Source organism: Stenotrophomonas sp. YJH_SMC_58, from assembly GCF_059369635.1.
Genome location: NZ_JCAFSW010000001.1, coordinates 35,292 through 59,598, shown reverse-complemented (window position 1 = coordinate 59,598; position 24,307 = coordinate 35,292). Strand labels below are relative to the sequence as shown.

Annotated in this window: 23 protein-coding genes; 16 read left to right on the top strand and 7 right to left on the bottom strand. The window is 66.7% G+C overall.

Annotated elements, in window-relative coordinates:
* Window positions 1-175: 175 nt before the first annotated feature.
* Window positions 176-400 carry a YbdD/YjiX family protein gene (locus tag AC5P68_RS00295; protein WP_005410613.1) on the bottom strand — a complete coding sequence of 75 codons (225 nt, stop codon included), beginning with the start codon at window positions 398-400 and terminating at the stop codon, window positions 176-178.
* Window positions 400-2,481: a carbon starvation CstA family protein gene (locus tag AC5P68_RS00290; protein WP_231523006.1), complete on the bottom strand. Its 2,082-nt coding sequence runs from the start codon at window positions 2,479-2,481 to the stop codon at window positions 400-402. Before AC5P68_RS00290 ends, AC5P68_RS00295 begins: the two co-directional genes overlap by 1 nt.
* 215 nt (window positions 2,482-2,696) lie before the next feature.
* Between AC5P68_RS00290 and AC5P68_RS00285 the strand changes: the two genes are divergently transcribed.
* Complete coding sequence (locus AC5P68_RS00285; protein WP_231523007.1) at window positions 2,697-3,548, top strand: pirin family protein; 852 nt, start codon at window positions 2,697-2,699, stop codon at window positions 3,546-3,548.
* Between the two features lie 128 nt (window positions 3,549-3,676).
* On the opposite strand, the gene AC5P68_RS00280 is transcribed toward AC5P68_RS00285, so the two are convergent.
* From AC5P68_RS00280 to AC5P68_RS00265, 4 genes are all read right to left on the bottom strand, one after another.
* Complete coding sequence (locus tag AC5P68_RS00280) at window positions 3,677-4,135, bottom strand: hypothetical protein (RefSeq protein WP_049402631.1); 459 nt, start codon at window positions 4,133-4,135, stop codon at window positions 3,677-3,679.
* Window positions 4,136-4,330: 195 nt separating this feature from the next.
* Window positions 4,331-5,050, bottom strand: a complete 720-nt coding sequence (gene aqpZ, locus AC5P68_RS00275; protein WP_005414195.1) for an aquaporin Z — start codon at window positions 5,048-5,050, stop codon at window positions 4,331-4,333.
* Between the two features lie 121 nt (window positions 5,051-5,171).
* Window positions 5,172-6,035: a pirin family protein gene (locus tag AC5P68_RS00270; RefSeq protein WP_005410608.1), complete on the bottom strand. Its 864-nt coding sequence runs from the start codon at window positions 6,033-6,035 to the stop codon at window positions 5,172-5,174.
* 630 nt (window positions 6,036-6,665) lie between these two features.
* A complete protein-coding gene (locus AC5P68_RS00265; RefSeq protein ID WP_043034534.1) occupies window positions 6,666-8,729 on the bottom strand; it encodes a 3-hydroxyacyl-CoA dehydrogenase NAD-binding domain-containing protein in 2,064 nt (687 codons plus the stop codon).
* 235 nt (window positions 8,730-8,964) lie between these two features.
* Between AC5P68_RS00265 and rpoE the strand changes: the two genes are divergently transcribed.
* From rpoE to recO, 9 genes are all read left to right on the top strand, one after another.
* Window positions 8,965-9,585, top strand: a complete 621-nt coding sequence (rpoE, locus tag AC5P68_RS00260) for an RNA polymerase sigma factor RpoE (RefSeq protein WP_005414197.1) — start codon at window positions 8,965-8,967, stop codon at window positions 9,583-9,585.
* Window positions 9,582-10,463 carry a sigma-E factor negative regulatory protein gene (locus tag AC5P68_RS00255; RefSeq protein ID WP_049402273.1) on the top strand — a complete coding sequence of 294 codons (882 nt, stop codon included), beginning with the start codon at window positions 9,582-9,584 and terminating at the stop codon, window positions 10,461-10,463. The genes rpoE and AC5P68_RS00255 overlap by 4 nt, the downstream gene beginning before the upstream one ends.
* A 74-nt stretch (window positions 10,464-10,537) precedes the next feature.
* Window positions 10,538-12,073 (top strand): DegQ family serine endoprotease, encoded by a 1,536-nt coding sequence (locus tag AC5P68_RS00250; RefSeq protein WP_033834355.1) that lies wholly within the window; start codon window positions 10,538-10,540, stop codon window positions 12,071-12,073.
* Between the two features lie 180 nt (window positions 12,074-12,253).
* Complete coding sequence (gene lepA / locus AC5P68_RS00245; protein WP_005410603.1) at window positions 12,254-14,047, top strand: translation elongation factor 4; 1,794 nt, start codon at window positions 12,254-12,256, stop codon at window positions 14,045-14,047.
* A gap of 54 nt (window positions 14,048-14,101) precedes the next feature.
* Window positions 14,102-14,896 (top strand): signal peptidase I, encoded by a 795-nt coding sequence (gene lepB / locus AC5P68_RS00240; protein WP_005410602.1) that lies wholly within the window; start codon window positions 14,102-14,104, stop codon window positions 14,894-14,896.
* Window positions 14,897-14,948: 52 nt separating this feature from the next.
* The gene (locus tag AC5P68_RS00235; RefSeq protein WP_005410601.1) at window positions 14,949-15,332 is read left to right on the top strand and encodes a DUF4845 domain-containing protein; all 384 of its coding nucleotides are present in this window, start codon (window positions 14,949-14,951) and stop codon (window positions 15,330-15,332) included.
* Complete coding sequence (gene rnc, locus AC5P68_RS00230) at window positions 15,322-16,002, top strand: ribonuclease III (protein ID WP_033834352.1); 681 nt, start codon at window positions 15,322-15,324, stop codon at window positions 16,000-16,002. The genes AC5P68_RS00235 and rnc overlap by 11 nt, the downstream gene beginning before the upstream one ends.
* Window positions 15,999-16,895, top strand: coding sequence for a GTPase Era (era, locus tag AC5P68_RS00225; RefSeq protein WP_005410599.1), 897 nt, complete (start codon window positions 15,999-16,001; stop codon window positions 16,893-16,895). The genes rnc and era overlap by 4 nt, the downstream gene beginning before the upstream one ends.
* An 18-nt stretch (window positions 16,896-16,913) precedes the next feature.
* Window positions 16,914-17,633 (top strand): DNA repair protein RecO, encoded by a 720-nt coding sequence (gene recO, locus AC5P68_RS00220; RefSeq protein WP_033834350.1) that lies wholly within the window; start codon window positions 16,914-16,916, stop codon window positions 17,631-17,633.
* Window positions 17,634-18,163: 530 nt separating this feature from the next.
* Here recO and AC5P68_RS00215 read toward each other — a convergent pair.
* A complete protein-coding gene (locus AC5P68_RS00215; RefSeq protein WP_012480972.1) occupies window positions 18,164-18,892 on the bottom strand; it encodes a response regulator in 729 nt (242 codons plus the stop codon).
* A gap of 127 nt (window positions 18,893-19,019) precedes the next feature.
* On the opposite strand from AC5P68_RS00215, the gene rlmD reads away from it, so the two are divergent.
* The 6 genes from rlmD (at window position 19,020) to AC5P68_RS00185 (ending at window position 24,234) form a co-directional block, all read left to right on the top strand.
* Window positions 19,020-20,354 carry a 23S rRNA (uracil(1939)-C(5))-methyltransferase RlmD gene (gene rlmD, locus AC5P68_RS00210; RefSeq protein ID WP_005414201.1) on the top strand — a complete coding sequence of 445 codons (1,335 nt, stop codon included), beginning with the start codon at window positions 19,020-19,022 and terminating at the stop codon, window positions 20,352-20,354.
* A 34-nt stretch (window positions 20,355-20,388) separates the two neighbouring features.
* Window positions 20,389-20,874 carry a CYTH domain-containing protein gene (locus tag AC5P68_RS00205; RefSeq protein ID WP_033834349.1) on the top strand — a complete coding sequence of 162 codons (486 nt, stop codon included), beginning with the start codon at window positions 20,389-20,391 and terminating at the stop codon, window positions 20,872-20,874.
* Between the two features lie 113 nt (window positions 20,875-20,987).
* Window positions 20,988-21,683: a DsbA family oxidoreductase gene (locus tag AC5P68_RS00200; RefSeq protein WP_231522937.1), complete on the top strand. Its 696-nt coding sequence runs from the start codon at window positions 20,988-20,990 to the stop codon at window positions 21,681-21,683.
* A 160-nt stretch (window positions 21,684-21,843) separates the two neighbouring features.
* On the top strand, window positions 21,844-22,851 hold the full coding sequence (nagZ, locus tag AC5P68_RS00195) for a beta-N-acetylhexosaminidase (RefSeq protein ID WP_005414204.1): 1,008 nt from the start codon (window positions 21,844-21,846) through the stop codon (window positions 22,849-22,851).
* On the top strand, window positions 22,851-23,405 hold the full coding sequence (locus tag AC5P68_RS00190) for a hypoxanthine-guanine phosphoribosyltransferase (protein WP_231522936.1): 555 nt from the start codon (window positions 22,851-22,853) through the stop codon (window positions 23,403-23,405). The genes nagZ and AC5P68_RS00190 overlap by 1 nt, the downstream gene beginning before the upstream one ends.
* A gap of 82 nt (window positions 23,406-23,487) precedes the next feature.
* Window positions 23,488-24,234 carry an S-methyl-5'-thioinosine phosphorylase gene (locus AC5P68_RS00185; protein WP_005410591.1) on the top strand — a complete coding sequence of 249 codons (747 nt, stop codon included), beginning with the start codon at window positions 23,488-23,490 and terminating at the stop codon, window positions 24,232-24,234.
* Window positions 24,235-24,307 lie beyond the last annotated feature (73 nt).

Genomic DNA, 24,307 nt, shown 5'->3' with positions numbered 1-24,307 from the left:
GCCGCCCCGGCGTCATGCTTGTGTAGATCCACGCCATGCGTGGATGCATTTCGAAGAAGGGGTCAGAGCCGTTTCCCGGAGGAACCGGATCTGGCCCCTGATGCTATCCGCCGTCGCCGGAAATCTGTCGAAGGTGCGGGCGCCGGGCGGCAAGCCCGGCACCCACACCCAACCCTCAACAGCAGCGACCACCGTTGCGTCCGCCGTAGCGCGCTTCCTGGCGCTCGCGGAAGAACGTCTTGTAATCCATCGGCTCCTGGTCCGGATGCTTTTCCAGCATGTGCCGGACGTAGTTGTCGTAATCAGGAATGCCACAGCACAGTCGGGCGGTCTGCACCAGGCGCCGCCAGATGCGGCGGTGTGCCTGGTACTGGCCGGCGGGAACCAGTTGCGTGCTCATCACAGATCCACCATTTCATGCGGCTTCAGCGCCACGTACGGGGTCTCGCGGTCGCTGCGCTGAGGACTGCGGCGGGCCGCCAGGATGGTCTTGATCGAATACACCAGCACTGCGCCCACCACCAGCAGGAACAGCGCGGTCAGGCCGGTGTTGACGTAGGCGTTGACCACGATCTGCTTCATCTGCGCCACCGATTTGGCCGGTGCCGTGATGGTGTCGCTGGCGAGGGCGGCCTGGAACTTGTGTGCCTGGGCCAGGAAGCCCTGCGCCGGATTGCTGTCGAAGATCTTGATGAAGCCGGCGTAGGTGGTGCAGATCAGCAGCCAGATGGCCGGCACGGCCGTCACCCACGCATAGCGGTCACGCTTCATCTTGAACAGCACCACCGTGCCCAGCATCAGCGCGATACCCGCCAGCATCTGGTTGGAGATGCCGAACAGCGGCCACAGCGTCTGGATGCCACCGAACGGATCGACCACGCCGGTGTAGAGCAGGTAGCCCCACAGCGCCACGCAGCCGGCGGTACCGATGATGTTGGCGGTCCACGATTCGGTCTTCTTCAGGGCCGGCACGAAGTTGCCCAGCAGGTCCTGCAGCATGAAGCGACCGGCACGGGTGCCAGCGTCGACTGCCGTGAGGATGAACAACGCTTCGAACAGGATCGCGAAGTGGTACCAGAACGCCATCATCGCGTCGCTGCCACTGGGAATCGCTTCGTGCAGGATCTGCGCGATGCCCACCGCCAGTGTCGGTGCGCCACCTGCGCGATGCAGGATGGTCGGTTCACCAATGGCCGCCGCGGTCGCGGTCAGCTGCTCGGGCGTGATGGTGAAGCCCCAGGTGTTGGTGATGTAGTGCGCCGCCGAGGCCGCATCGGCACCGATCACCGCCGCCGGGCTGTTCATCGCGAAGTAGATGCCCGGATCGATGATCGAGGCCGCCACCAGCGCCATCACCGCCACGAACGATTCCATCAGCATGCCGCCGTAGCCGATGTAGCGCATGTGCGCTTCATTGGCCAGCAGCTTCGGCGTGGTGCCGGAGGAAATCAACGCGTGGAAGCCGGAGACCGCACCGCAGGCGATGGTGATGAACAGGAACGGGAACATGCCGCCCTTCCATACGGGGCCATCACCACTGGCAGCGAACTGGGTCAGCGCCGGCATCTTCAGTTCCGGCATCACAATCAGGATGCCGACGGCCAGTGCGATGATGGTGCCGATCTTGAGGAAGGTCGACAGGTAATCGCGGGGGGCCAGCAGCAGCCACACCGGCAGCACCGAGGCGACGAAGCCGTAACCGATCAGCATCCAGGTGATCTGGGTGCCGGTGAAGGTGAAGGCCGGGCCCCAGACCGGATCGGCGGCGACCTTGCCGCCGTACCAGATCGCGGCCAGCAGCAGGATCAGGCCGACCACCGAAATCTCGCCGATCCTGCCGGGGCGGATGTAGCGCATGTACACGCCCATCAGGATTGCGATGGGCATCGTCGCGATCACCGTGAACATGCCCCACGGGCTTTCGGCCAGCGCCTTGACCACCACCATCGCCAGCACCGCCAGGATGATGATCATGATCAGGAACGCACCGAACAGCGCGATGGTGCCGGGCACCTGGCCCATCTCTTCCCGCACAAGATCGCCCAAGGAGCGGCCGTTGCGGCGGCTGGACAGGAACAGGACCATGAAGTCCTGCACCGCGCCGGCCAGCACCACGCCCACCACCAGCCACAGCAGGCCGGGCAGGTAGCCCATCTGTGCGGCCAGCACCGGTCCCACCAGCGGGCCGGCACCGGCAATGGCGGCGAAATGGTGACCGAACAGCACGTGCTTGTTGGTTGGCACGTAGTCCAGGCCATCGTTGTTGATCACCGCCGGGGTGGCCCGGGTCGGATCGAGCTGCATCACCTTGTTGGCGATGAACAGGCTGTAGAAGCGGTAGGCCACCAGGTACAGCGAAACGGCGGCGACGACGATCCACAGGGCATTGATGTGTTCGCCGCGGCGCAGGGCCACGGTGCCCAGACAGAAGGCGCCGAGCAGGGCGAGTACCGCCCAGCCTATTTTGGAAAACCCTTTCATGAGGTGCTCTCTCCCGGAAAGACAGTCAAAGAGTCCCGCGTGCCCTCGGCAGGGTCAATTGGCACAGGACGAATCGGCGGTAGTACTTTGGTCGTACGCTTGTTGTGCTGACATGCAGCGAACATCAGGGATGGAACAATCGGTTGCGGCGCCGTCCATTGGCGTGCGGCCATGTGGCGTCCATCTTCAGTGGCATCCATCCAACAGGAGTCGCCATGAGCTTTCCCGAACCGGTCCGCGTACTGCGGACCATCCGTGGCATGCCCACCTCCGACGGTGCCGGCGTGCGCCTGACCCGCGTCATCGGCGGCCCGACGCTGCCTGACCTGGACCCGTTCCTGCTGCTCGATGAATTCGGCACCGACCGTGCCGAGGACTACATCGCTGGCTTCCCGGAGCATCCGCATCGCGGTTTCGAGACCGTCACCTACATGCTCGACGGGCGCATGCGGCATCGCGACAACCACGGCAACGAGGGCCTGCTTACCCCGGGCAGCGTGCAGTGGATGACCGCAGGCCGTGGCCTGGTGCATTCGGAAATGCCCGAGCAGGAAAGCGGTCAGATGCGCGGCTTCCAGCTGTGGGTGAACCTGCCGACGAAAGAGAAGATGACCGAGCCGAAGTACCAGGAGTTCGCGCCCGAGCGCATTCCCGTGGTGCGGCCGGACGCCGGCGTGGAAGTGAAGGTGATCGCCGGCAACGTGGATGGCACGCAGGGCCCGATCGTGCAGCCGGCCACCGATCCGCTGTACCTGGACATCACGCTGGCCCCGGATCGCGCCTGGACCTATGCCTTGCCGGAAGGGCACAACGCCTTCGCGTATGTGTTCGAAGGTGCGGTGACGGTGGGTGAGCAGGACGCGGCGCGCGACGTCGCCCGCCAGGAACTGGCGGTGCTGGGGGGGGGCGAGCAGCTGCATCTTTCGGCCGGCAGCGAGGGTGCGCGGCTGATCCTGGTGGCTGGTCGTCCGTTGCGGGAACCGGTGATGCGCCATGGCCCGTTCGTGATGAACACGCGGCAGGAACTGATGCAGGCCTTCGTCGATTTCCAGGAAGGCAAGTTCTGAGGCGGTGCCGGCCGCTGGCCGGCAACTGCCTGCGGTCACGGCGGATCGAGGTGCCGGCCAGCGGCCGGCACTACCGTCAGGTCGGCTCGCATTGCGGGGATGCTGCAAGGCAGTCATCCCCGCCATCGTCAGTTCCCGGCAGCCACGGCCGATGGGGTCAGGCTCATCCCCTGCGCCAGCTGTTGCAGCGAACCCAGTTCCTGCGCGCTGCCCGGATACAGCGAAATCTGCGCGTAACGCCCTTTGTCGAGCTTGACCACGCTGATGCGGCGCTCGGCGTAACCGGGCGGCTGCTGGCCTCCCAGATCGGGCTGGTACCAGTACAGTGATTCACCGCCGAAGCTGCCCTTTTCTTGGCGCAGCGAGCGGTTCAATGGAAGGTTGGGGTCGCGTGCACTGAGCATCAGGCTCAGTACCTCGCGGCCATCGCTGGTGCTGGCGCGGCAGACCAGGAAATCGGCCTGTGCCTGCTGTTGCCACTGCAGGCCGCTGTTGGCCGGCAATGAAGGACATTCGGTGGGAGCCTGCGCGGCGGCCTGGGCCGCAGCGAACAGCAGGCTCGACAACACTACAGGCGCGAACTTCATGCATCCCCCAAGGTGGTGTGTCGTGGCTCCGTCGGATGGACCGGCGGCCTTGGCATCCCATCCCCGGATGCCCCGCCGGCCGGCATGTGCACGGACGGTCAACTCAACCTTAACGGAACGTGAGCGATCGCACAAATTGCGGTTACAAGCGTAACCATTGCGGCCGAAGGTCAGCCGCAATGGTCCGCACAGGCCTCAGCGGTCGTTGCCGAGCCACTTGTAGATGATGCCGCCGATCGCACCGCCCAGCAGCGGGGCGACCCAGAACAGCCACAGCTGGCTGACCGCCCCGCTGCCGGCGAAGAAGGCCACGGCGGTGGAGCGGGCCGGATTCACCGAGGTGTTGGTGACCGGGATGCTGATCAGATGGATCAGGGTCAGCGACAGGCCGATCGCCAGCGGCGCGAAGCCAGCCGGTGCCTTGCCGTGGGTGGCGCCCATGATCACGATCAGGAACACGGCGGTCAGCACCACTTCGCACAGGAAGGCCGCCGCCACGCTGTAACCGCCGGGCGACAGCGCACCATAGCCATTGCTGGCGAACGCACCGGCCTGGCTGCCATCGATGGCGAAGCCGCTGGCCCCCGAGGCGATCTGCAGCAGGATGAAGCCGGCCAACAGGCCACCAGCCACCTGGGCGATGATGTACGGCACCAGGTCCTTGGTCGGGAAGCGGCCACCGGCCCACAGGCCGACGCTGACCGCCGGATTGAAGTGCGCGCCGGAGATATGGCCGAACGCATAGGCGCCGGTCACCACGGTCAGGCCGAAGGCGAGCGCCACGCCGAGGAACCCGATGCCCAGCGGATTGCTGTCACCGCCGAACTTGGCGGCCAGCACCGCACTGCCGCAGCCACCCAGAACCAGCCAGAACGTGCCGAGGAATTCGGCGGACAAGCGTTTACCCATGCTCATGTGTTGCACTCCTTTGACGGTCGAAAGTGTGATTTATGTCACATTTCAATGATCAGCGGGTGACTGTAGCGTCAACGCCGGGGGCAGGCATACACCTTCGGATGTGTGCAACACGCGATGTTCAGTACTGCGGCAGCGGGATGAATTCCTTGTCGTCGCCTGGAATGGTGCCGAAGCGGCCGGCCTCCCAATCGTGCTTGGCCTGCTCGATGCGTTCCTTCGAGCTGGACACGAAGTTCCACCACAGGTGACGCGGGCCATCCAGCGGCTCGCCACCGAACAGCATCGCCTTCACCGGCGTCTTCGCGCGCAGGCGGCCACGTGCGCCGGCTTCGGGAATCACCAGATGCTGTGCAGGGATGTCCACGCCATCCAGCTGTGCGTCGCCTTCGAGGATGTACAGCGCGCGCTCGCGGTGGCCGTCGTCGATATCGATTTCCGCATCCGGGTCGAGATCGATTGCCACGTTGAGGGTGTCGGCGAACACCTTCACCGGCGATTCCTCGCCATAGGCGCGGCCGGCGATGACGCGCAGCCAGGCACCGTTGCGGCGCTGCTCGGGCAGGGTGGCCGCGGCGTGGTGGTAGAACGCCGGCTCGATTTCCTCGTGCGATTTCGGCAGCGCTACCCAGGTCTGCATGCCATGGATCGGGTTGTCGTGATCGCGGTCCGGCTGCGGCGTGCGCTCGGAATGGGCGATGCCGCGGCCAGCGGTCATCCAGTTGACGTCTCCGGGGCGGATCACCTGGTCCGAACCGAGTGTGTCGCGATGGCCGATGGCGCCCGACCACAGATAGGTGACGGTGGCCAGGCCGATATGCGGATGCGGGCGCACGTCGATGGCCGTGCCGGGATGCATGAGCGCCGGGCCCATCTGGTCGACGAACACGAACGAGCCGATGCTGCGCGCCTGCAGGGTGGGGACGGCGCGACGGACTTCGAGTCCGCCGATGTCGTGCACGCGCGGGGCGATGATGGTGGTCATGCGGGCGTTCTCGCTGGCAGGGATCAGGCGGTCAGCATCGCATGCGGCTGTGACGGGCACATGCCCCGTATGGGTAACAGGGTGTTCCAGCCAACGGCGCAGCCCCTCGTGGCTGTGGGGTTGGTCGCGTAAAGCAAAAGCCGCGCTTGGCCGGGCGGGGTGGGTTCGCGGGGGACGCCGTGAATCCGTCCGTGGAGGCTTGGCCGCGGCATCCATGCCGCGGACACCCCCGCGAATCCACCCCGCCCGACCTCTGACAGTTTCCGTGTGCGTCCAGCCACGGAGAAGAAAAAAGAAAATCAAAGTCAAAATCAAACGCTGGTTGCTTCGCTCCTGGTGGCGGCCCAGGTAGCCACCCACCCGTTCGTAGTGATCCACACCGGAATCGAGATTCACCGACCGTCACCGGGAAACTGTCAGGGGTGGGGCGGTGTGGGCAGGCAGGACCGTTGGCGCCATGGATGGCGCCATCGAGCCCCCATGGATGGGTTTACGGCGTGTCCTGCCTGCCCACACCGCCCCGCCCAACAAACAGAAAAGCCAGAGCCGGCTGTTGCTCTGGCTCTGGCTCTGGCTCTGGCTTCGGCGGTTGCCTCTGCGGGCGCCGGGCCGCAGGCCCGGCCGATGAACTCAAACCACTGGTTCGCGCAGGGCGGGGTTGTCCCAGCCCGGGCGCGGGGCGAAACGGTCGCCGTGACGCTGCTGCAGTGCCTTCAGCCGCTCGACGATCGCATCGGCACCGACCGCACGGATGTGCTGGATCGGACCACCGCGGAACGGGGCAAAGCCGGTACCGAAGATCACGCCGGCATCCAGCAGGTCCGCATCGGCCACAACGCCTTCGTGCAGGCACGCCACCGCCTCGTTCAACAGCGGCAGGATCAGGCGGTCCTCCAGATCGGCCGGGGCCTGGTAATCGCTGGCCACGTCCGGCTTCTTCGGCTTGCCGTTTTCCCAGGTGTAGATGCCCTGGCCGTCCTTCTTGCCGCGCTTGTCCGGCTCCACCGTCTGCAAGGCCGCTGGAATCTGCAGGCCCAGGAACGGCGCCAGTTCGCGGCCGACGCCGGCGGCCACGTCCAGGCCGACGGTGTCGATCAGTTCGATCGGGCCCATCGGCATGCCGAACTTCACCGCGGCCCTGTCGATCACCGGGCCCGGAATGCCTTCGGCATACGCGGTGGCGGCTTCCAGCATGTACGGGAACAGCACGCGGTTGACCAGGAAGCCCGGGCTGCCGGCCACCGGTACCGGGAACTTGCCCAGCGCCTTGCAGAACGCGGCCAGGCGGCGCTCGGTCTCCGGCGCCATGCCGTCGTGGTGGATGATCTCCACCAGTGGCATCTGCGCCACCGGGTTGAAGTAGTGCAGGCCAGCGAACTGCGCCGGGCGCTGGATGTGGTCGCGCAGTTCCACCAGCGGAATCGACGAGGTGTTGGTGGTCAGCAGCGCGTCCAGCTTCATCTTCGGTTCCAGCGTCTGGTACAGCGCACGCTTGGCTTCCGGGTTCTCGATGATCGCTTCGATCACCAGGTCGGCCTCGGCCACGCCGTTGCCTTCCAGGTCGGCACGCAGGCGCGCGGCCACGGCGGGGCGCTTGCTCTCGTCGCGCACCTTCTTGGCGAACAGCGCCTGCGCGCGCTCCATGGCGGGGTCGATGAAGCGCTGCTCGCGGTCCTGGAGAGTCACTTCAAAGCCCTTGTAGGCGGCCCAGGCGGCGATGTCACCGCCCATCACGCCGGCGCCGACCACGTGCACGTGGCGGATGCCGGAATCACCACCACCGAGGCCCTTCAGGCGTTCGGTCAGGAAGAAAATGCGGATCAGGTTGCGCGCGGTCGGGGTGCTGGCCAGCTTCACCACGGCGCGGCGTTCTGCATCCAGGCGTGCCTGGATCGGCTTGCCGCCACTGCGCTGCCAGGTGCTGATCAGCGCGTAGGGCGCCGGATACTGGTCCTTCTTGGCCTTGCGCGCGACCTGCTTGACCATCTGCGGTGCCAGCAGCGTGCGTGCCAGCCAGGTGTTGGTGGCCCAGGCCGTCGCGCGCTGCTTGAACGGGCGCGTGGTGCCGGACAACGCCAGCGCCACGGCGGTGTCGAGCACCACGGCCGGTGCCACCACCTTGTCGACCAGCCCGATGCCACGCGCGGCCGAGGCCGACAGCGTACGGCCGGTCAGCATCATGTCCATTGCCGCTGGCGCGCCGACCAGCTGCGGCAGGCGCGCGCTGCCGCCCCAGCCCGGGAAGATGCCCAGCTGGGTTTCCGGCAGGCCGATGCGGGTGCTGCTGTCATTGGAGGCCACGCGATAGCGGCAGGCCAGCGCCAGCTCGGTGCCGCCGCCCAGGCAATGGCCGTGGATGGCCGCCACGGTGGGGCAGGGCAGCTCGGCCAGCTTCTGGTAGGTAGCCTGGCCGCGGCGGATGGCATCGTTGACGGTGCCGCGACGGTCGAACTCCTGGAACTCCTTCAGGTCCGCCCCGGCAATGAAGCCGGCTTTCTTCAGCGACTGGATCACCACGCCCTTGGGCGGGTCCAGTGCAATGCGCTCAAGCAGGTCACCCAGCTCCAGCAGCACATCCTGCGACATGGCATTGACGCTGCTGTCCTGGCGATCCAGGGAGAGGACCACCACGCCGTCGTCGCGGATCTCGGGGTGCCAGTGGCTGAAGCGGAGACCATCGAAGCCTGAGAGCATGGACGTTCCATCCGGTTGTGTATGGAGAAGCGGCTATGATCCAGAGGTTGTTTCCCCCGCGTCAAATCCCAATAGCAGGGGAGTGGCGACCCCGGATCCATGGCCGTGGACCGGAACGCTAACGGAACGGTGGTTAAAAGCTGGTGCGGCGCCGGGTGATCGGCGACTGAACTTTTCCCGGGATTGGCAGTCTCATTGCCCGACGTCGGTTGGGCTGACAGGAGTGCGGCCCCTCATGGCCGAGGTTGATACACCACAGGAGCTGGATCTGGAACTGGTCCGGCGCGTGCAGCACGGCGAGAGCGCCGCGTTCGATGTCCTGGTGCGCAAGTACCAGCATCGCGTGGTGGCCCTTGTCGGCCGCTACATCGCCGACTGGAGCGAATGTCAGGACGTCGCCCAGGACACTTTCATCCGCGCCTATCGCGCGATCGGAAGTTTCCGTGGCGACGCCCAGTTCTCAACCTGGTTGCATCGAATCGCCGTGAATACTGCCAAAAACTACCTGGCTTCACACAATCGACGGCCACCGACCGATGACATCGACATCGGCGACGCCGAACAGTTCGACAGTGGTACGCGCCTGCGCGACACCGACACGCCCGAACGCGAGTTGATGCGCCAAGAGCTGGAACAGACGGTGATGAAGGCCGTCAACGCGCTGCCGGAAGAGCTCCGGTCGGCGATCACCCTGCGCGAGGTGGAAGGCCTGAGCTACGAGGAAATCGCGCAGAAAATGGGGTGCCCGATCGGCACCGTGCGTTCACGGATCTTCCGGGCGCGCGAGGCGATCGACACCGAACTCCGGCCGCTGTTGGACATCGGCAGCGCCACCCGTGAGAAGAGCCGCGTATGACCAGTAATCCGTTCAACGAATCGCAGAACCATCAATCGCCCGCCGGGCAGCGCCTGGACCAGCGCCATCGCGAGCAGCTGTCGGCCCTGGTCGATGGCGAGCTGGGCGCCGATGAAGCGCGCTTCCTGCTGCGGCGGATGGAGCATGACCCCGAACTGGCCGGCTGCCAGGAGCGCTGGCAGCTGCTGGGCGACGTGATGCGTGGGCAGGCGTCGGCACTGGCCCCGGCGGGGTTCAGTTCCGCCGTGGCTGCTGCCATCGCCGCCGAGCCTGCGCCGCAGGCCGAGCCGCGCCGTCAGGTGCGTCGCAGTGGCTGGCGGGCCTGGGGCGGTGGTGCCGCACTGGCCGCTTCAGTGGCAGCGGTGGCGCTGTTCATGGGCGGTGAGAAGCTGAAGGAAGCCACCCCGGGCGAGCCGTTGGCACCTCAGGTGATCGCCAGCCAGGCGGAGCTGCCGACCGTGCCGACCGATCCTGCCCCGGTTACCGAAGCCTCTGCAGACACGGCCGCGATGGCTGTGGCGGCGGCTCCCGCCCTGGCGATGGCCACTGCCGGTCGCCGCCAGGACACCCGCCGCGCCAGTGCCACCCGCAGCCAGCAGGCTGCGCGTGCCGCCCAGCGTGAGGACGTGCCGCAACGCGCGGTGGCTGCTGCGCAGGCGCCGCTGACCCCGACCATACCGGCCAATGGCAGCCGCAACATGCCGTTTGGCGAGGTCGGTGGGCTGCAGGCGCGACCGTGGCCGCGTTCCAGCCTGGCGCCTGCCGCCGGCGGCGCGCTCAATGCCAGCTTCCCGGCCCATACCGGTGGCGCCGCCTTCTACCCGTTCGAGCCGCGCCTGCAGGACGACCTGCCGGTGCCGCCGCGCCCGCGCGACTGAGCCGGGCGCTTTCACGCCCCGCCGTCAGCGGGGCCCGTATTCCTCTTTCCATCCGATCCGGAGGTTGCCGTCCGATGACTCCCCGACTCCGCACGCAGGCCATGGGCCTGTTGGCCCTGACCCTGCCGCTGGTGGCCTGCGCGCAGGCACCGGCTCCGGCCGCCCCGACCCAGGCTGCTCCAGCCACCGCGCCAAGGGCACCGGCACAGCCGCTGGTTACCGGCCTGCCCGATTTCACCAACCTTGTTGAACAGGTCGGGCCGGGTGTGGTCAACGTCGACACCACCATTGTCCGCACCAACCGCCAGGCTTCGCGGGGCCCGATGGGCGGTGACGACGACATGCCGGAGTTCTTCCGTCGCTTCTTCGGCCCGGACTTCCCGATGCCGGGGCAGGGCCCGGGCGGCCCGGACGGTGGCCCCAGCATCAAGGGCCGCGGCATGGGCTCGGGCTTCATCATTTCGCCCGATGGCTATGTGCTGACCAACTACCACGTGGTGGCCGATGCCAGCGACGTGAAGGTCAAGCTGGGCGACAGCCGTGAGTTCAACGCCAAGGTGGTGGGCAGCGACCAGCAGTACGACGTGGCGCTGCTGAAGATCGATGGCAAGAACCTGCCGACCGTGCGCGTGGGTGATTCCAATACGCTGAAGCCCGGCCAGTGGGTTGTCGCGATCGGCTCGCCGTTCGGTCTCGACCATTCGGTCACCGCCGGTATCGTCAGTGCACTGGGGCGTAGCACGGGTGGCGCCGACCAGCGCTACGTGCCGTTCATCCAGACCGACGTGGCGATCAACCAGGGCAACTCCGGCGGTCCGTTGCTGAACACCCGCGGCGAAGTGGTCGGCATCAACTCGCAGATCTTCTCCGCCTCCGGCGGCTACATGGGCATCAGCTTCGCGATCCCGATCGACCTGGCGATGAGCGCGGTCGAGCAGATCAAGAAGAGTGGCAAGGTCACCCGTGGCCAGCTGGGTGCGGTGGTCGAGCCGATCGATGCGCTGAAGGCGCAGGGCCTGGGCCTGCCCGACAGCCGTGGCGCGCTGGTCAACCAGATCGTCGCCGGCAGTGCCGCAGAGAAGGCCGGTGTGCAGATCGGCGACGTAGTGCGTTCGGTCAACGGCAGCCCGGTCAACAGCTGGTCCGACCTGCCGCCGCTGATCGGTGCGATGGCACCGGGCAGCCGGGTCACGCTGGGGGTGATCCGCGACGGCAAGCCGCGCGACCTCAGCGCCACGCTCACGGCGCTGAGCGAAGACGGTCAGGGCAATGCCCGTGCGGCGTCTGCCGCCAGGCCCGATGCGGCACCGCAGACCGGCGCCAATGCCCTGCTGGGCCTGGACGTGAGCGACCTGACCGCACCGCAGCGCAAGCAGTTCGGCCTGGATGGCAACGAAGGCGTGCGCATCACCGGAGTCAAGGGCCAGGCGGCGCGTGATGCCGGCCTGTCCCCGGGCATGGTGATCCTGCAGGTCGGCCGCACCCCGGTCGGCAGCGTGGAGAGCCTGAACCGGGCGCTGTCCAGCTACAAGAAGGACGACGTGGTGATGCTGCTGGTGCGCACCGGCAACGGCAACAGCGCCTTCGTGGCGGTCAAGGCCGGCCAGTAAGGCCTGCCGGGGCCGCTTCGGCGGCCCCTGTGTCTCCCCTGAAGCCCCGCCCTGGCGGGGCTTCGGCCTTTCCGGGCGGGGCCCGAGCAGTCCGCTTTCGCGGTGGGGCGCCGGGCATGCGATAATCGACCGTTGCCCTGACGACGCCGCGCGCCGCCGCCACCTATGTCTTCTGATTCGATGCGGAACATCCGCAACTTCTCCATCATCGCCCATGTCGACCACGGCAAGTCCACGCTGGCCGACCGCATCATCCAGCTCTGTGGTGGCCTGCAGGCCCGCGAGATGGAAGCGCAGGTGCTCGACTCCAACCCGATCGAGCGCGAGCGCGGCATCACGATCAAGGCGCAGTCGGTGTCGTTGCCGTACCTGGCCAAGGACGGGCAGACCTACCATCTGAACTTCATCGACACCCCCGGCCACGTCGACTTCTCCTATGAAGTCAGCCGCTCGCTGGCCGCCTGCGAAGGCGCGCTGCTGGTGGTCGATGCGGCCCAGGGCGTGGAAGCGCAGTCGGTGGCCAACTGCTACACCGCGGTGGAGCAGGGCCTGGAAGTGGTGCCGGTGATCAACAAGATCGACCTGCCGACCGCCGACATCGAGCGCGCCAAGGCCGAGATCGAGGCCGTGATCGGCATCGACGCCTCCGATGCCGTGCCGGTCAGTGCCAAGACCGGCCTGAACGTGCAGGACGTGCTGGAAGCGATCGTGCATCGCATCCCGCCGCCGACACCGCGCGACACCGAGAAGCTGCAGGCGCTGATCATCGACTCCTGGTTCGACAACTACCTGGGCGTGGTCTCGCTGGTACGCGTGATGCAGGGCGAGATCAAGGCCGGTGACAAGCTGCAGGTGATGTCCACCGGCCGCAACCACCAGGTCGACAACGTCGGCGTGTTCACGCCGAAGCGGAAAGTGCTGCCAGCGCTGCGTGCCGGTGAAGTGGGCTGGGTCACCGCCAGCATCAAGGACGTGCACGGTGCGCCGGTCGGCGACACCCTGACCCTGGCCGGCGACCCGGCTCCGAAGCCGCTGCCGGGCTTCCAGGAAATGCAGCCGCGCGTGTTCGCCGGTCTGTTCCCGGTCGATGCCGAAGATTACCCGGACCTGCGCGAAGCGCTGGACAAGCTGCGCCTGAACGATGCCGCGCTGCGTTTCGAGCCGGAAAGCTCCGAGGCGATGGGCTTCGGCTTCCGCTGCGGCTTCCTGGGCATGCTGCACATGGAAATCGTGCAGGAACGCCTGGAGCGCGAGTACAACCTGGACCTGATCAGCACCGCGCCGACGGTGGTATATGAAGTCCTGAAGACCGATGGCTCGATCATCAACATGGACAACCCGGCCAAGCTGCCGCCGGTGAACCAGGTCGAGGAGATCCGCGAGCCGATCATCCGTGCCAACGTGCTCACTCCCGAGGAGTACATCGGCAACATCATCAAGCTGTGCGAAGAAAAGCGCGGCAGCCAGATCGGCATCAACTACCTGGGCAGCCAGGTGCAGATCAGCTATGAGCTGCCGATGGCCGAGGTGGTGCTGGACTTCTTCGACAAGCTGAAGTCGGTCAGCCGTGGCTACGCCTCGCTGGACTACCACTTCGTGCGCTTCGACGCCGGCCCGTTCGTGCGCGTGGACGTGCTGATCAACGGCGACAAGGTCGACGCACTGTCGCTGATCGTGCACCGCAGCCATGCCGACCGTCGTGGCCGCGAGCTGTGCGAGAAGATGAAGGACCTGATTCCGCGCCAGATGTTCGACGTCGCCATCCAGGCTGCGGTCGGCTCGCAGATCATCGCCCGTACCACGGTCAAGGCCATGCGCAAGAACGTGCTGGCCAAGTGCTATGGTGGCGACGTTTCGCGCAAGAAGAAGCTTCTGGAAAAGCAGAAGGAAGGCAAGAAGCGCATGAAGCAGGTCGGCCGCGTGGAGATCCCGCAGGAAGCGTTCCTGGCCGTGCTGCAGATGGACAACAAGTAATCCCGCACCGGCCCTGCGGGGCCGGTCGTCCGGTGACGTTGCAAAGGACCCTGAATGAAACTGTTTGAGATCCTCCTGGTCGTGCTGACCCTGGCCTCGGGCCTGATCCTGCTTGCGGACAAGCTGTACCTCGCCAAGCGTCGCGCCCAGCGCGCCGGCCTGCTCGATTCCGAGCCGGTGCTGGTGGATTACTCGCGTGCGTTCTTCCCGGTGCTGGCGATCGTGCTGATCGTGCGCAGCTTCATTGCCGAACCGTACAAGATCCCGTCCAGCTCGATGATGCCGAACCTGCTGATCGGCGATTTCATCCTGGTCAACAAGTTCTCCTACGGCCTGCGCCTGCCGATCAGCAACACCAGGATCGTGCCGTTCGGCGAGCCCTCGCGTGGCGACGTGGTGGTATTCCACTTCCCCGGCCACAGCGACAACGACCCGGCCAAGGGCGAGAACTTCATCAAGCGCGTGATCGGCGTGCCGGGTGACACCGTGGTCTTCGAAGGCGACGGCGTGATCCTCAATGGCGAGCCGCTGAAGTACGACAACAAGGGCATCTACGCCGGCCACAAGGGCCAGGGCGAAGGCGCCAACCTGCTGGTCGAGCACCTGCCGGGGCGCACCCACACCGTGCTGGAGACCGACTACCCGCGCGGCCAGGGCCAGTGGACGGTGCCGGCCGGCAAGTACCTGGTGATGGGCGACAACCGCGACAACAGCGACGACGGCCGTTTCTGGGGCCTGCTGCCGGAAGAGAACCTGCGCGGCAAGGCCTTCCTGATCTGGCTGAACTGCCAGGGCTGGTTCTGCAAGGATGGCTTCGAGCCGTCGCGGATCGGCTCGAGCATCAACTGATCGGGCATCAACTGAGTACCTTCACATCCAACGCGTATCTGGGGAGAACGCAATGAAGACGATGAACACGCAGCGCGGCATGACCCTGACCTCGTTCCTGACGGTCCTGATCGTGGTCGGTTTCTTCCTCTACATCGGCATGAAGCTGTTCCCGATGTACCAGGAGTACTACGCCGTGCGCTCGGCGATGAAGAGCCTGGCCAACGAGCCGGGCGTGGGCAGCATGGAGCCGTCGCGGATCCAGGACCTGTTCTTCAAGCGCCTGTACATCAACTACTCGGACAATGTGAAGCCGGCCAACGTGAAGTTCGACCGTCGCGACAATGGCTGGACCCTCAAGGTCAACTACGAAGTGCGTCGCCAGCTGATCGGCAACCTCGATGTGGTTGGCAAATTCGATTCTTCCCAGGACCTGACACGAAGCGGTGCCCAGTAAATTCATCCAACGTGGCGACCTGATCGGTCATGCCTTCAGCGACCCGGCCCTGCTCAAGCAGGCGCTGACGCATCGCAGTGCCGGTGCGCCGCACAACGAGCGCCTGGAGTTCCTCGGCGACAGCATCGTCAACATGATGGCGGCCGAGGCGTTGTACCGACGCTGGCCCAAGGCTGACGAAGGGGCGATGACCCGTGCCCGTGCCGAACTGGTGCGCGAAGGCGCGTTGGCGGCGATCGCGCGCACCCTGCAGTTGGGCGAGCGGCTGACCCTGGGCCCGGGCGAAATGAAGTCCGGCGGTCATCGCCGCGACTCGATCCTGGCCGACGCAGTGGAAGCCGTGGTGGCTGCGATCTACCTGGATGCCGGCTTCGAGGCCTGCCGGGCGGTGGTACTGCCCTGGTTCAGCGCTTCGATCGAGGCGCTGCCGGCCTCCGGCCGTCCCGAGAAGGACCCCAAGACCCGCCTGCAGGAATGGCTGCAGGCCCGACAGAAGGCGTTGCCGCAGTATGAACTGGTGTCAGAATCCGGTGACGACCATGCCAAGCACTTCCGGGTACGCTGCAACGTAGCCGACCCGGCCGCCAGCACTGAGGGCGAAGGCGCCTCGCGGCGGCTTGCCGAACAACAGGCGGCTGCGGCCGTCCTAGAACAACTGGATTCCAAGTGAGCGAACAAACTCCTCATCATTGCGGCAGCGTGGCCGTGATCGGCCGCCCGAACGTGGGCAAGTCGACCCTGACCAATGCCCTGGTCGGTGCGAAGGTCAGCATCGTTTCCAACCGTCCGCAGACCACGCGCCATCGCCTGCTGGGCATCGCCACCTACCCGGAAGGCCAGCTGGTGCTGGTTGATACCCCCGGCCTGCACAAGGTGCAGAAGCGGGCGATGAACCGGGTGATGAACCGTGCCGCGCGCGGCTCGCTGGAGGGCGTCGATGCCGGCCTGCTGGTGATCGAGGCCGGTCGCTGGGATGAAGAAGACAGCCTGGCCTTCAATGTGCTGCGCGATGCCGGCATTCCGGTGGTGCTGGTGGTCAACAAGATCGATCGCCTGAAGGAAAAGGGCGCGCTGCTGCCGTTCCTGCAGCAGGTGACCGAAGGCCGTGATTTCGCTGCCGTGCATCCGATCTCGGCGCAGAAGCGCAATGGCCTGGAAGCGTTGGTGCGCGACGTGCTGAAGCTGCTTCCGGAAGCGCCGCCGATGTTCGGCGAGGACGAGATCACCGACCGCAGCCAGCGTTTCCTGGCCGGCGAGCTGGTACGCGAACAGTTGATGCGCCAGCTCGGCGAAGAGCTGCCGTACGCCACCACCGTTGAGATCGAGCGCTTCACCGAGGACGGCAACCTGCTGCGCATCGGCGCGGTGATCTGGGTCGAGCGCGAAGGCCAGAAGGCCATCGTGATCGGCAAGGGCGGCGCCCGCCTCAAGGAGATCGGCGCCAAGTCCCGCCTGCAGATGGAGCGTCTGTTCGGGGCCAAGGTGTTCCTTGAGACCTGGGTGCGCGTGCGTGAAGGCTGGTCCGATGACGAGGCCGCGCTGAAGGCCTTCGGTTACGAGTAAGCCGTTGCGGTCGCTTCGATGATGATCGAGGACGACACCGGCTTCGTGCTGCATGCGCGGGCCTACCGCGAGACCAGCCTGCTGGTCGAGGTGTTGAGCGCGCAGCATGGCCGCGTCGGCCTGCTCGCGCGTGGTGTGTCAACCGCCAAGGGCCAGGTGCTGCGCGCTGCCCTGCAGCCATTGCAGTGGATCCGCTTCAGCGCCCAGCAGCGCGGTGAACTGGCCCAGTTGCGCGGCGCTGAAGCGCTGGATGCGGCCCCGCGCCTGGTCGGCCAGGCGATGCTGGCCGGCTTCTATCTGAGTGAACTGACCCTGCGCCTGGCACCTCGCCAGGATCCGTTGCCTGAGTTGTATCTGGCCTATGGCGAAGCGCGCGCGCGGCTGGCGGTCGGTGCCGGCCTGGCCTGGACGCTACGTCGGTTTGAACGCGAGCTGCTGTCCGCGCTGGGCCTGGGTTTCGAACTGGACAGTGCCAGCGACGGCCAGCCGATCGACCCGGCCGCGCGCTACGAGCTGGACCCACAGGAAGGCGCGCAGCGCCTGCTGAGCGAGCGCGGTGGGGAGCGCCGGGCGGCGGCCACTGGCTCGGCGCTGCTGGCGTTGGCGGCCGACGAAGAGCCCGCTGCCGCCGACCTGGCCAGCCTGCGCCTGCCGATGCGGCGGGTGCTGGCCCATCACCTCGGGCCACGCGGCCTGAAGTCCTGGGAAATGCTCGAGCAGCTCGCGCCCCGCAGGTAGGGGGTGTTCGGCAGGGCTTGCAGCCCTGCACCTGCCGAATCAACGTCAACGTCAACGTCAAAAGCAAAAGCTGGTTATCCGTGGGTAGGCGGGGTGGGTCCGGTTGCGGGAGACGCCGTAAACCCGTCCTTGGGGGCTTGGCCGCGGCATCCATGCCGCGGACACTCCCGCAACCGGACCCACCCCGCCTTCGACAGATTCTTGCGAGCTGTTGGACATGCCGACGGGGTCAGATCCGTTTTCCGAAGGAAAACGGATCTGACCCCAGTTTGAATTTCGATATCTGACAGAGATTCATCCACGCATGGCGTGGATCTACTGGCCACCGGTCAACTGTCGAAGGCGGGGCACTATGGGTTTGCGGGGTGTGAGCGCCATGGATGGCGCGACCAAGGCTACATGGACGTACTTGCGCCGTCCCCGCATACCCACAGTGCCCCGCCATTCCACGGGATGCCCGCTGTTGCCGTTGCTTCGGCTGTTGCTCTGGCTTGAAGCAGGTGCAGGGCTGCAAGCCCTGCCGAACACCCTCAATGCAGCAGGGCCGCCACCGCCGCGCGGAACCCGTCCTGGGCCTGCCCGGACTCCGGCGCATGATGCAGCTGCCGCACCGCCCGTCCCAGCCGTGCCGCGCCGACAAACCCACAGCTCGCCTGCAACCGGTGCAGCTGGCTGCGCAGCTGGCGCTCGTCGTGCTGGTCCACGGCCTGCTCGACCGCGTCGCGTACGCCCGGCAACTCGGCCAGGAACAGCTCGCGCAGCGCGATCAAGTGGTTGCGCTGGCCATTGAGCGCGGCCAGTGCCGCGGTCTCGTCCCAGTCCTGTACCTGCAGCTCGACCGCTGCCGGAGCCGGGGCAACGGAGATCCCCGCCGGGCTGTTCACCAGTGCCCGGCGCACGGCCTTCAGCAACTGGTCGCGGCCCAACGGCTTGACCAGCGTGTCGCTGAAGCCAGCTTCGCGCAGGCGGGCATGGATGGAGGTGTCGCCATCGGCGGTATGCGCCAATGCCGGGGTATCGGGGTGTGAACGGCGCAGTTCACGCAGCAGCTGCGCGCCATTGCCGTCCGGCAGGTTGACGTCGATCAGCCACAGGTCATGCGCGCCGGGCTCGGCGCTGGCCAGCGCGCTGGCCAATGAATCTGCCGTGTCCACGTCCGCCGGTAACGTTTCCAACGCCGCTTTGAAAAAACCGCGGCTGATGATGTCGTCCTCGACAAGCAGGAAGCGGGGCCGGCTGGCCCGCGGGGTCATCTGCATCAGGGCTGCCTCCATGTCAGCTGCTGCAATCATCAAGCACGGCGGCGGCGGGCGCAAGCGGGGCCGGACCCTGCCAGTCAGGATCTGCGACAATGTGCCCCCATTTTTGCCCGCAGCCTGTTGCCACGTGGCCCGATCCCGCTCCCGCATCGACCGTACCCCTTTCCAGACCGAGATCCTCGACCTCAGCCATGATGGTCGCGGCGTCGCCCGCCGTGAAGGCGAGGGCGGCAAGGTCACCTTCGTCAGCGGCGCCCTGCCGGGCGAGGTGGTCATGGCCGAACAGACCGCCCGCAGCCGCCATTTCGACGAGGCACGCACGGTGGAAGTGCTGCAGGCCTCGCCCCAGCGCGTGACCCCGAAGTGCCCGCATTTCGGTACCTGCGCCGGCTGCGTGCTGCAGCACCTGGACGAAGACCAGCAGATCGTCGCCAAGCAGCGCGTGCTGATGGACAACCTGGAGCGGATCGGCCATGTGAAGCCGGGCAAGGTGCTGGCGCCGCTGGTCGGCGAGAGCTGGGGTTATCGCCGCAAGGGCCGCTTCTCGGTGCGCCGGGTCGAGAAGAAGGACAAGACCCTGGTCGGTTTCCGTGAACAGGACCCGCGTTTCGTCGCCGACCTCAGCCAGTGCCTGACCGTGATCCCGGAGATCGGTACCAAGGTCGAGGCCTTGTCGACCTTCATCGAATCGCTCGATGGCAAGCGCGACATCCCGCAGATCGAGTTCATCGCCGGCGATCAGGCGGTGGTGCTGACCGTACGTCACCTGCAGCCGCTCAGCGATGCCGACCGCGCCGCCTGGGCCGCCTTTGGCCAGCAGCATGGTTTCGTGATCTACCTGCAGTCCGGCGGCGTGGACACCGTGCAGCCGCTGGACGGGCAGGGCGTGCCGCTGTCGTTCCGGTTGGCGCCTTGGGACGTGGAACTGGCGTTCCGCCCGCTGGACTTCATCCAGGTCAACGCCAAGCTCAACGAAAAGATGATCGCCCACGCCCTGGACCTGCTTGAGCCGGGCGAGGACGAACGCGTGCTTGACCTGTTCTGCGGCCTGGGCAACTTCACCCTGCCGCTGGCCCGCCGCGTGCGCGAAGTGGTGGGTGTGGAAGGCGATGCCGGCCTGGTCGCGCGTGCCCGTGAGAATGCCGTGCGCAACGGGCTGGCCAACGCCCAGTTCTTCAGCGCCGACCTGACCCAGGACCAGCGCAGCACGCCGTGGATGCGCCAGGGCTTCGACAAGCTGCTGCTGGACCCGCCGCGCTCGGGCGCCATCGAAGTGCTGCAGCAGCTGCCGCTGAAGCAGTTCAAGCGCATCGTCTACGTCAGCTGCCACCCGGGCTCGCTGGCGCGCGATGCCGGCTATCTGGTCAACGAACAGGGCTTCACCCTGGTCAGCGCCGGTGCGATGGACATGTTCCCGCACACCGCGCACGTGGAAAGCATCGCGGTGTTCGAGAAGCGCTGAGCGGCTGTCATCACCCATGGCGCATAATCGCGCCATGGGCATTGAAATCGAACGCAAATTCCTGGTCATCAACGATGGCTGGCGATCCGCTGCGCACCGGGTGACCCCGATGGCGCAGGGCTACATCAACGACATGGGCGCGCTGGATCGCGGTACCCAGAACGCCTCGGTGCGCGTGCGTATCGAGGGCGACCATGCTGCGCTGAACCTGAAGTCGCGCACCATCGGCCACACCCGGCAGGAATTCGATTACCCGATTCCGGTGGAGGACGCGCGCGCGCTGCTGGCGCTGTGCGTGGGTGGCCTGATCGACAAGCGCCGCCATCTGGTCGAGCACGCCGGCCTGACCTGGGAAGTGGACGAGTTCCTCGGCGACAACGCCGGCCTGGTGGTGGCCGAGGTGGAACTGGACAGCGCCGACCAGGCCATCGAACTGCCGGACTGGGCCGGCGCGGAAGTCACCGACGACGCCCGCTACTACAACGTCGCACTCGCGAGCCGTCCCTATTCACAGTGGTGAAACCCTGAAAAGGGGACGGAGGGGATTAAGTCGTCTTTACCCCGCCTGTGCGGAAAGCGACTTAATCCCCTCCGTCCCCTTTTTTCGGTGGGGGCGGGCCCCATGTCGGGGGGATGAGAATCGACATCTACTCCGACGTGGTCTGTCCCTGGTGCTGGATCGGCAAGCATCGTTTCCAGCAGGGCGTGCAGTTGCTGGGCGCCGATGCGCCTGAACTCGATATCCACTGGCAGCCGTTCCAGCTGGACCCGGACGCGGACGCAACCCCGGTGCCGCTGCGTGAGGCCTATGTGCGCAAGTTCGGTGGCGTCGAGCGCACCGAGCAGATCCTCGGCCAGACCCAGACCACGGCGCGTGCGGAAGGCCTGCCGATGGACTTCAGCCGGGGCCAGGTGCGGGTGACCACGCTGCCGGCGCACCGGGTGCTGTGGCTGGCCGGCCAGCACGGCGTGCAGGGCGCGGTCGGGGAGGCGCTGTTCCGGGCCCACTTCGAGCTTGGCCAGAACTTGGCGGACAGCGCGGTGCTGATCAAGGCCGGTGTGGCGGGCGGCCTGGACGGCGGAGAAATCGCGCAGATGCTGGCCTCCGACCGCGGCCTGGCCGAGGTCGAAGCCAAGCTGGCGGAGGCGCATGCGCTGGGCATCTCCTCGGTGCCGACCTTCGTCATCGATGGAAAGTGGGCCATTTCCGGGGCGCAGCCCCCCGAGGCCTTCGCCAACGCCCTGCGCCAGATTGCCGCCGAACAGGGCGCCCCGGCCACCCCGGCTGGCGACGACGAGGCCTGCGGCCCGGACGGCTGCAAGGTCTGAGCAGATCGGGGTCAGGGCCCCTGCGGGGATCCGGCCCCGGGGTCAGAGCCCCGCAGGGGCTCTGACCGCACACTCCCCTTTTTCTGACCACTGCGCCTGTCGGCCGGTTCTGCGACAATGCGGCACTGCGCCATGCGGGCGCGCGTTGTGGAGATCGACCATGCTGCTGATCGGCGTTGCCGGCACCGAACTGACCGCCCAGGAACGTGACTGGCTGCAGCACGATGCCGTGGCCGGGGTGGTGCTGTTCAAGCGCAACTTCGCCTCCCGCCAGCAGGTGACCGATCTGAGCGCGGCGATCCGCGCCGCCGCGCCGCGCCCGCAGCTGATCTGCGTTGACCAGGAAGGTGGCCGCGTACAGCGTTTCCGCGAGGGTTACAGCGATCTGCCGCCACTGCAGGACATTGGTGCCCTGTATGCCACCGACCCGCAGCAGGCCTTGGCATTGGCCGAACGGCACGCTTGGCTGATGGCCAGCGAAGTACGCGCCAGCGGCCTGGACCTGAGCTTCGCGCCGGTGGTCGACCTTGGCCGTGGCAACCGTGCCATTGGCAACCGCGCCTTCAGTGAAGACCCGCAGGTGGTGGCCGCGTTCACCGCCGCCTACGTGCGTGGCATGCACTCGGTCGGCATGGCCGCCACGCTCAAGCATTTCCCCGGCCACGGCACCGTGCTGGAAGACACCCACGTCGATACTGCGATCGATCCGCGCGCGCTGGACGAGCTGCGTGCGCAGGACCTGGTGCCGTTCCAGGCCGGCATCGCCGCCGGTGCCGATGCGGTGATGATGGCGCACGTGATCTACCCGCAGATTGCGCCTGAACCGGCAGGTTACTCGCCGCGCTGGATCCAGGACATCCTGCGCGGCGAGCTCGGCTTCCGTGGCGTGGTGTTCTCCGACGACATCGGCATGGCCGCCTCGCACAGCGCCGGCGGCGTGCCGGCGCGCGTGCACGCCCATCTGGACGCCGGCTGCGACGTGGTGCTGGTCTGCCACCCGGAGCTGGTCGATGAAGCCCTGCACGCGGTGCAGGGGCGCTCCCTCAATACCGCTGCGCTGCTGGGCCTGATCGGCCGCGGCGCGCTTGGCTGGGATGGCCTGCTGGCCGATGCCCGCCATGGCGACACCCAAACCCGTCTGCTTGAAACCCTTGGAAGAACCGTCTGATGCCCAACCTCACCATTTCCCAGGCCCTGGCCCAGGCTGACCTGCTGGTCGACCGCCCCACCATCGACAAGGCCATTGCTGGTATCGCCGACGCCATCGCGCGCGACTACAAGGGCGAGGTGCCGCTGTTCCTGTCCATCATGCACGGTGCGCTGCCGTTCGCCGGCCAGCTGGCGCTGGAACTGGGCGCGCGCGGCCAGGACGTGCAGTTTGATTACCTGCACGCCACCCGTTACCGCGGTGAAACCACCGGCGGCGACCTGGTCTGGAAGCACAAGCCGGCCACCTCGCTGTTCGGCCGCCGCGTGCTGCTGGTCGACGACATCCTTGACGAGGGCTACACCCTGCAGGGCGTGCGCACCTGGTGCCTGGAACAGGGCGCAACCGACGTGCGCATCGCCGCGATGACCGTGAAGAGGCACGACCGCGCGCTGCCGGACGTGACCGCCGACTACGCCGGCATCGAACTGCCGGACCGCTACGTGTTCGGCTTCGGCATGGACGTCAACGAAACCCTGCGCTGCGTGCCGGCCATCTACGCGATGAAGGAATAACGGCGCAGCCGCCCGCGGCGCGTCTTCTTCTGCCGCCGGCATCCTCGGGTGCCGGCGTTCGTCTTTTCATGGAGTGCTTCGAATGCAACAGATCGCCCTGGCCGTGATCGGCGGTACCGGTGTCTACAACCTGGCCAAGCTTGACGACGTGCAGACCCACGAGGTCGACACCCGCTTCGGCCGCCCGTCGGGCCCGGTGCGCGTCGGTACGCTGCTCGGCCATCGCGTGGCGTTCCTGGCGCGCCATGGTGAAGGCCACTCGCTGCCGCCGCACAAGATCAACTACCGCGCCAACCTGGCCGCGCTGCAGCAGCTGGGCGCGCAGCGCGTGTTGGCGTTGAACACGGTCGGTGGCATCACCGAGAACTTCGGCCCGCGCGTGCTGGCCTGCCCGGACCAGATCATCGACTACACCTGGGGCCGCATCAGCACCATCTGTGAAGAAGAGGGCACCGATGTGGTCCACGTCGATTTCGGCCACCCGTACACGCCGATGCTGCGCAGCAAGATCCTGGCGGCGGCCAAAGTGACCGGCGTCACGGTCCATGACGGTGGCTGCTACGGCGCAACGCAGGGCCCGCGCCTGGAAACCATCGCTGAAATCGCCCGCATGCGCCGCGACGGCTGCGACCTGGTGGGCATGACCGGCATGCCGGAAGCCGCGCTGGCACGCGAACTGGGGCTGGATTACGCCTGCCTGGCGATCATCGCCAACTGGGCTGCCGGCTGTGGTGATGGCGAGGAGATTACGATGGCCGAAGTGCTGGCCAACGTACAGGCGGCCAGCAACGGACTTCCGGAACTGGTGGGCGAATTGGCGCGGGGGTGATTGTCTTCCCCGAGCAAGCTTTGCATACTCAGCTTGTGCGCGGGTTCAGCGTACACCACCCATTCATTGCATA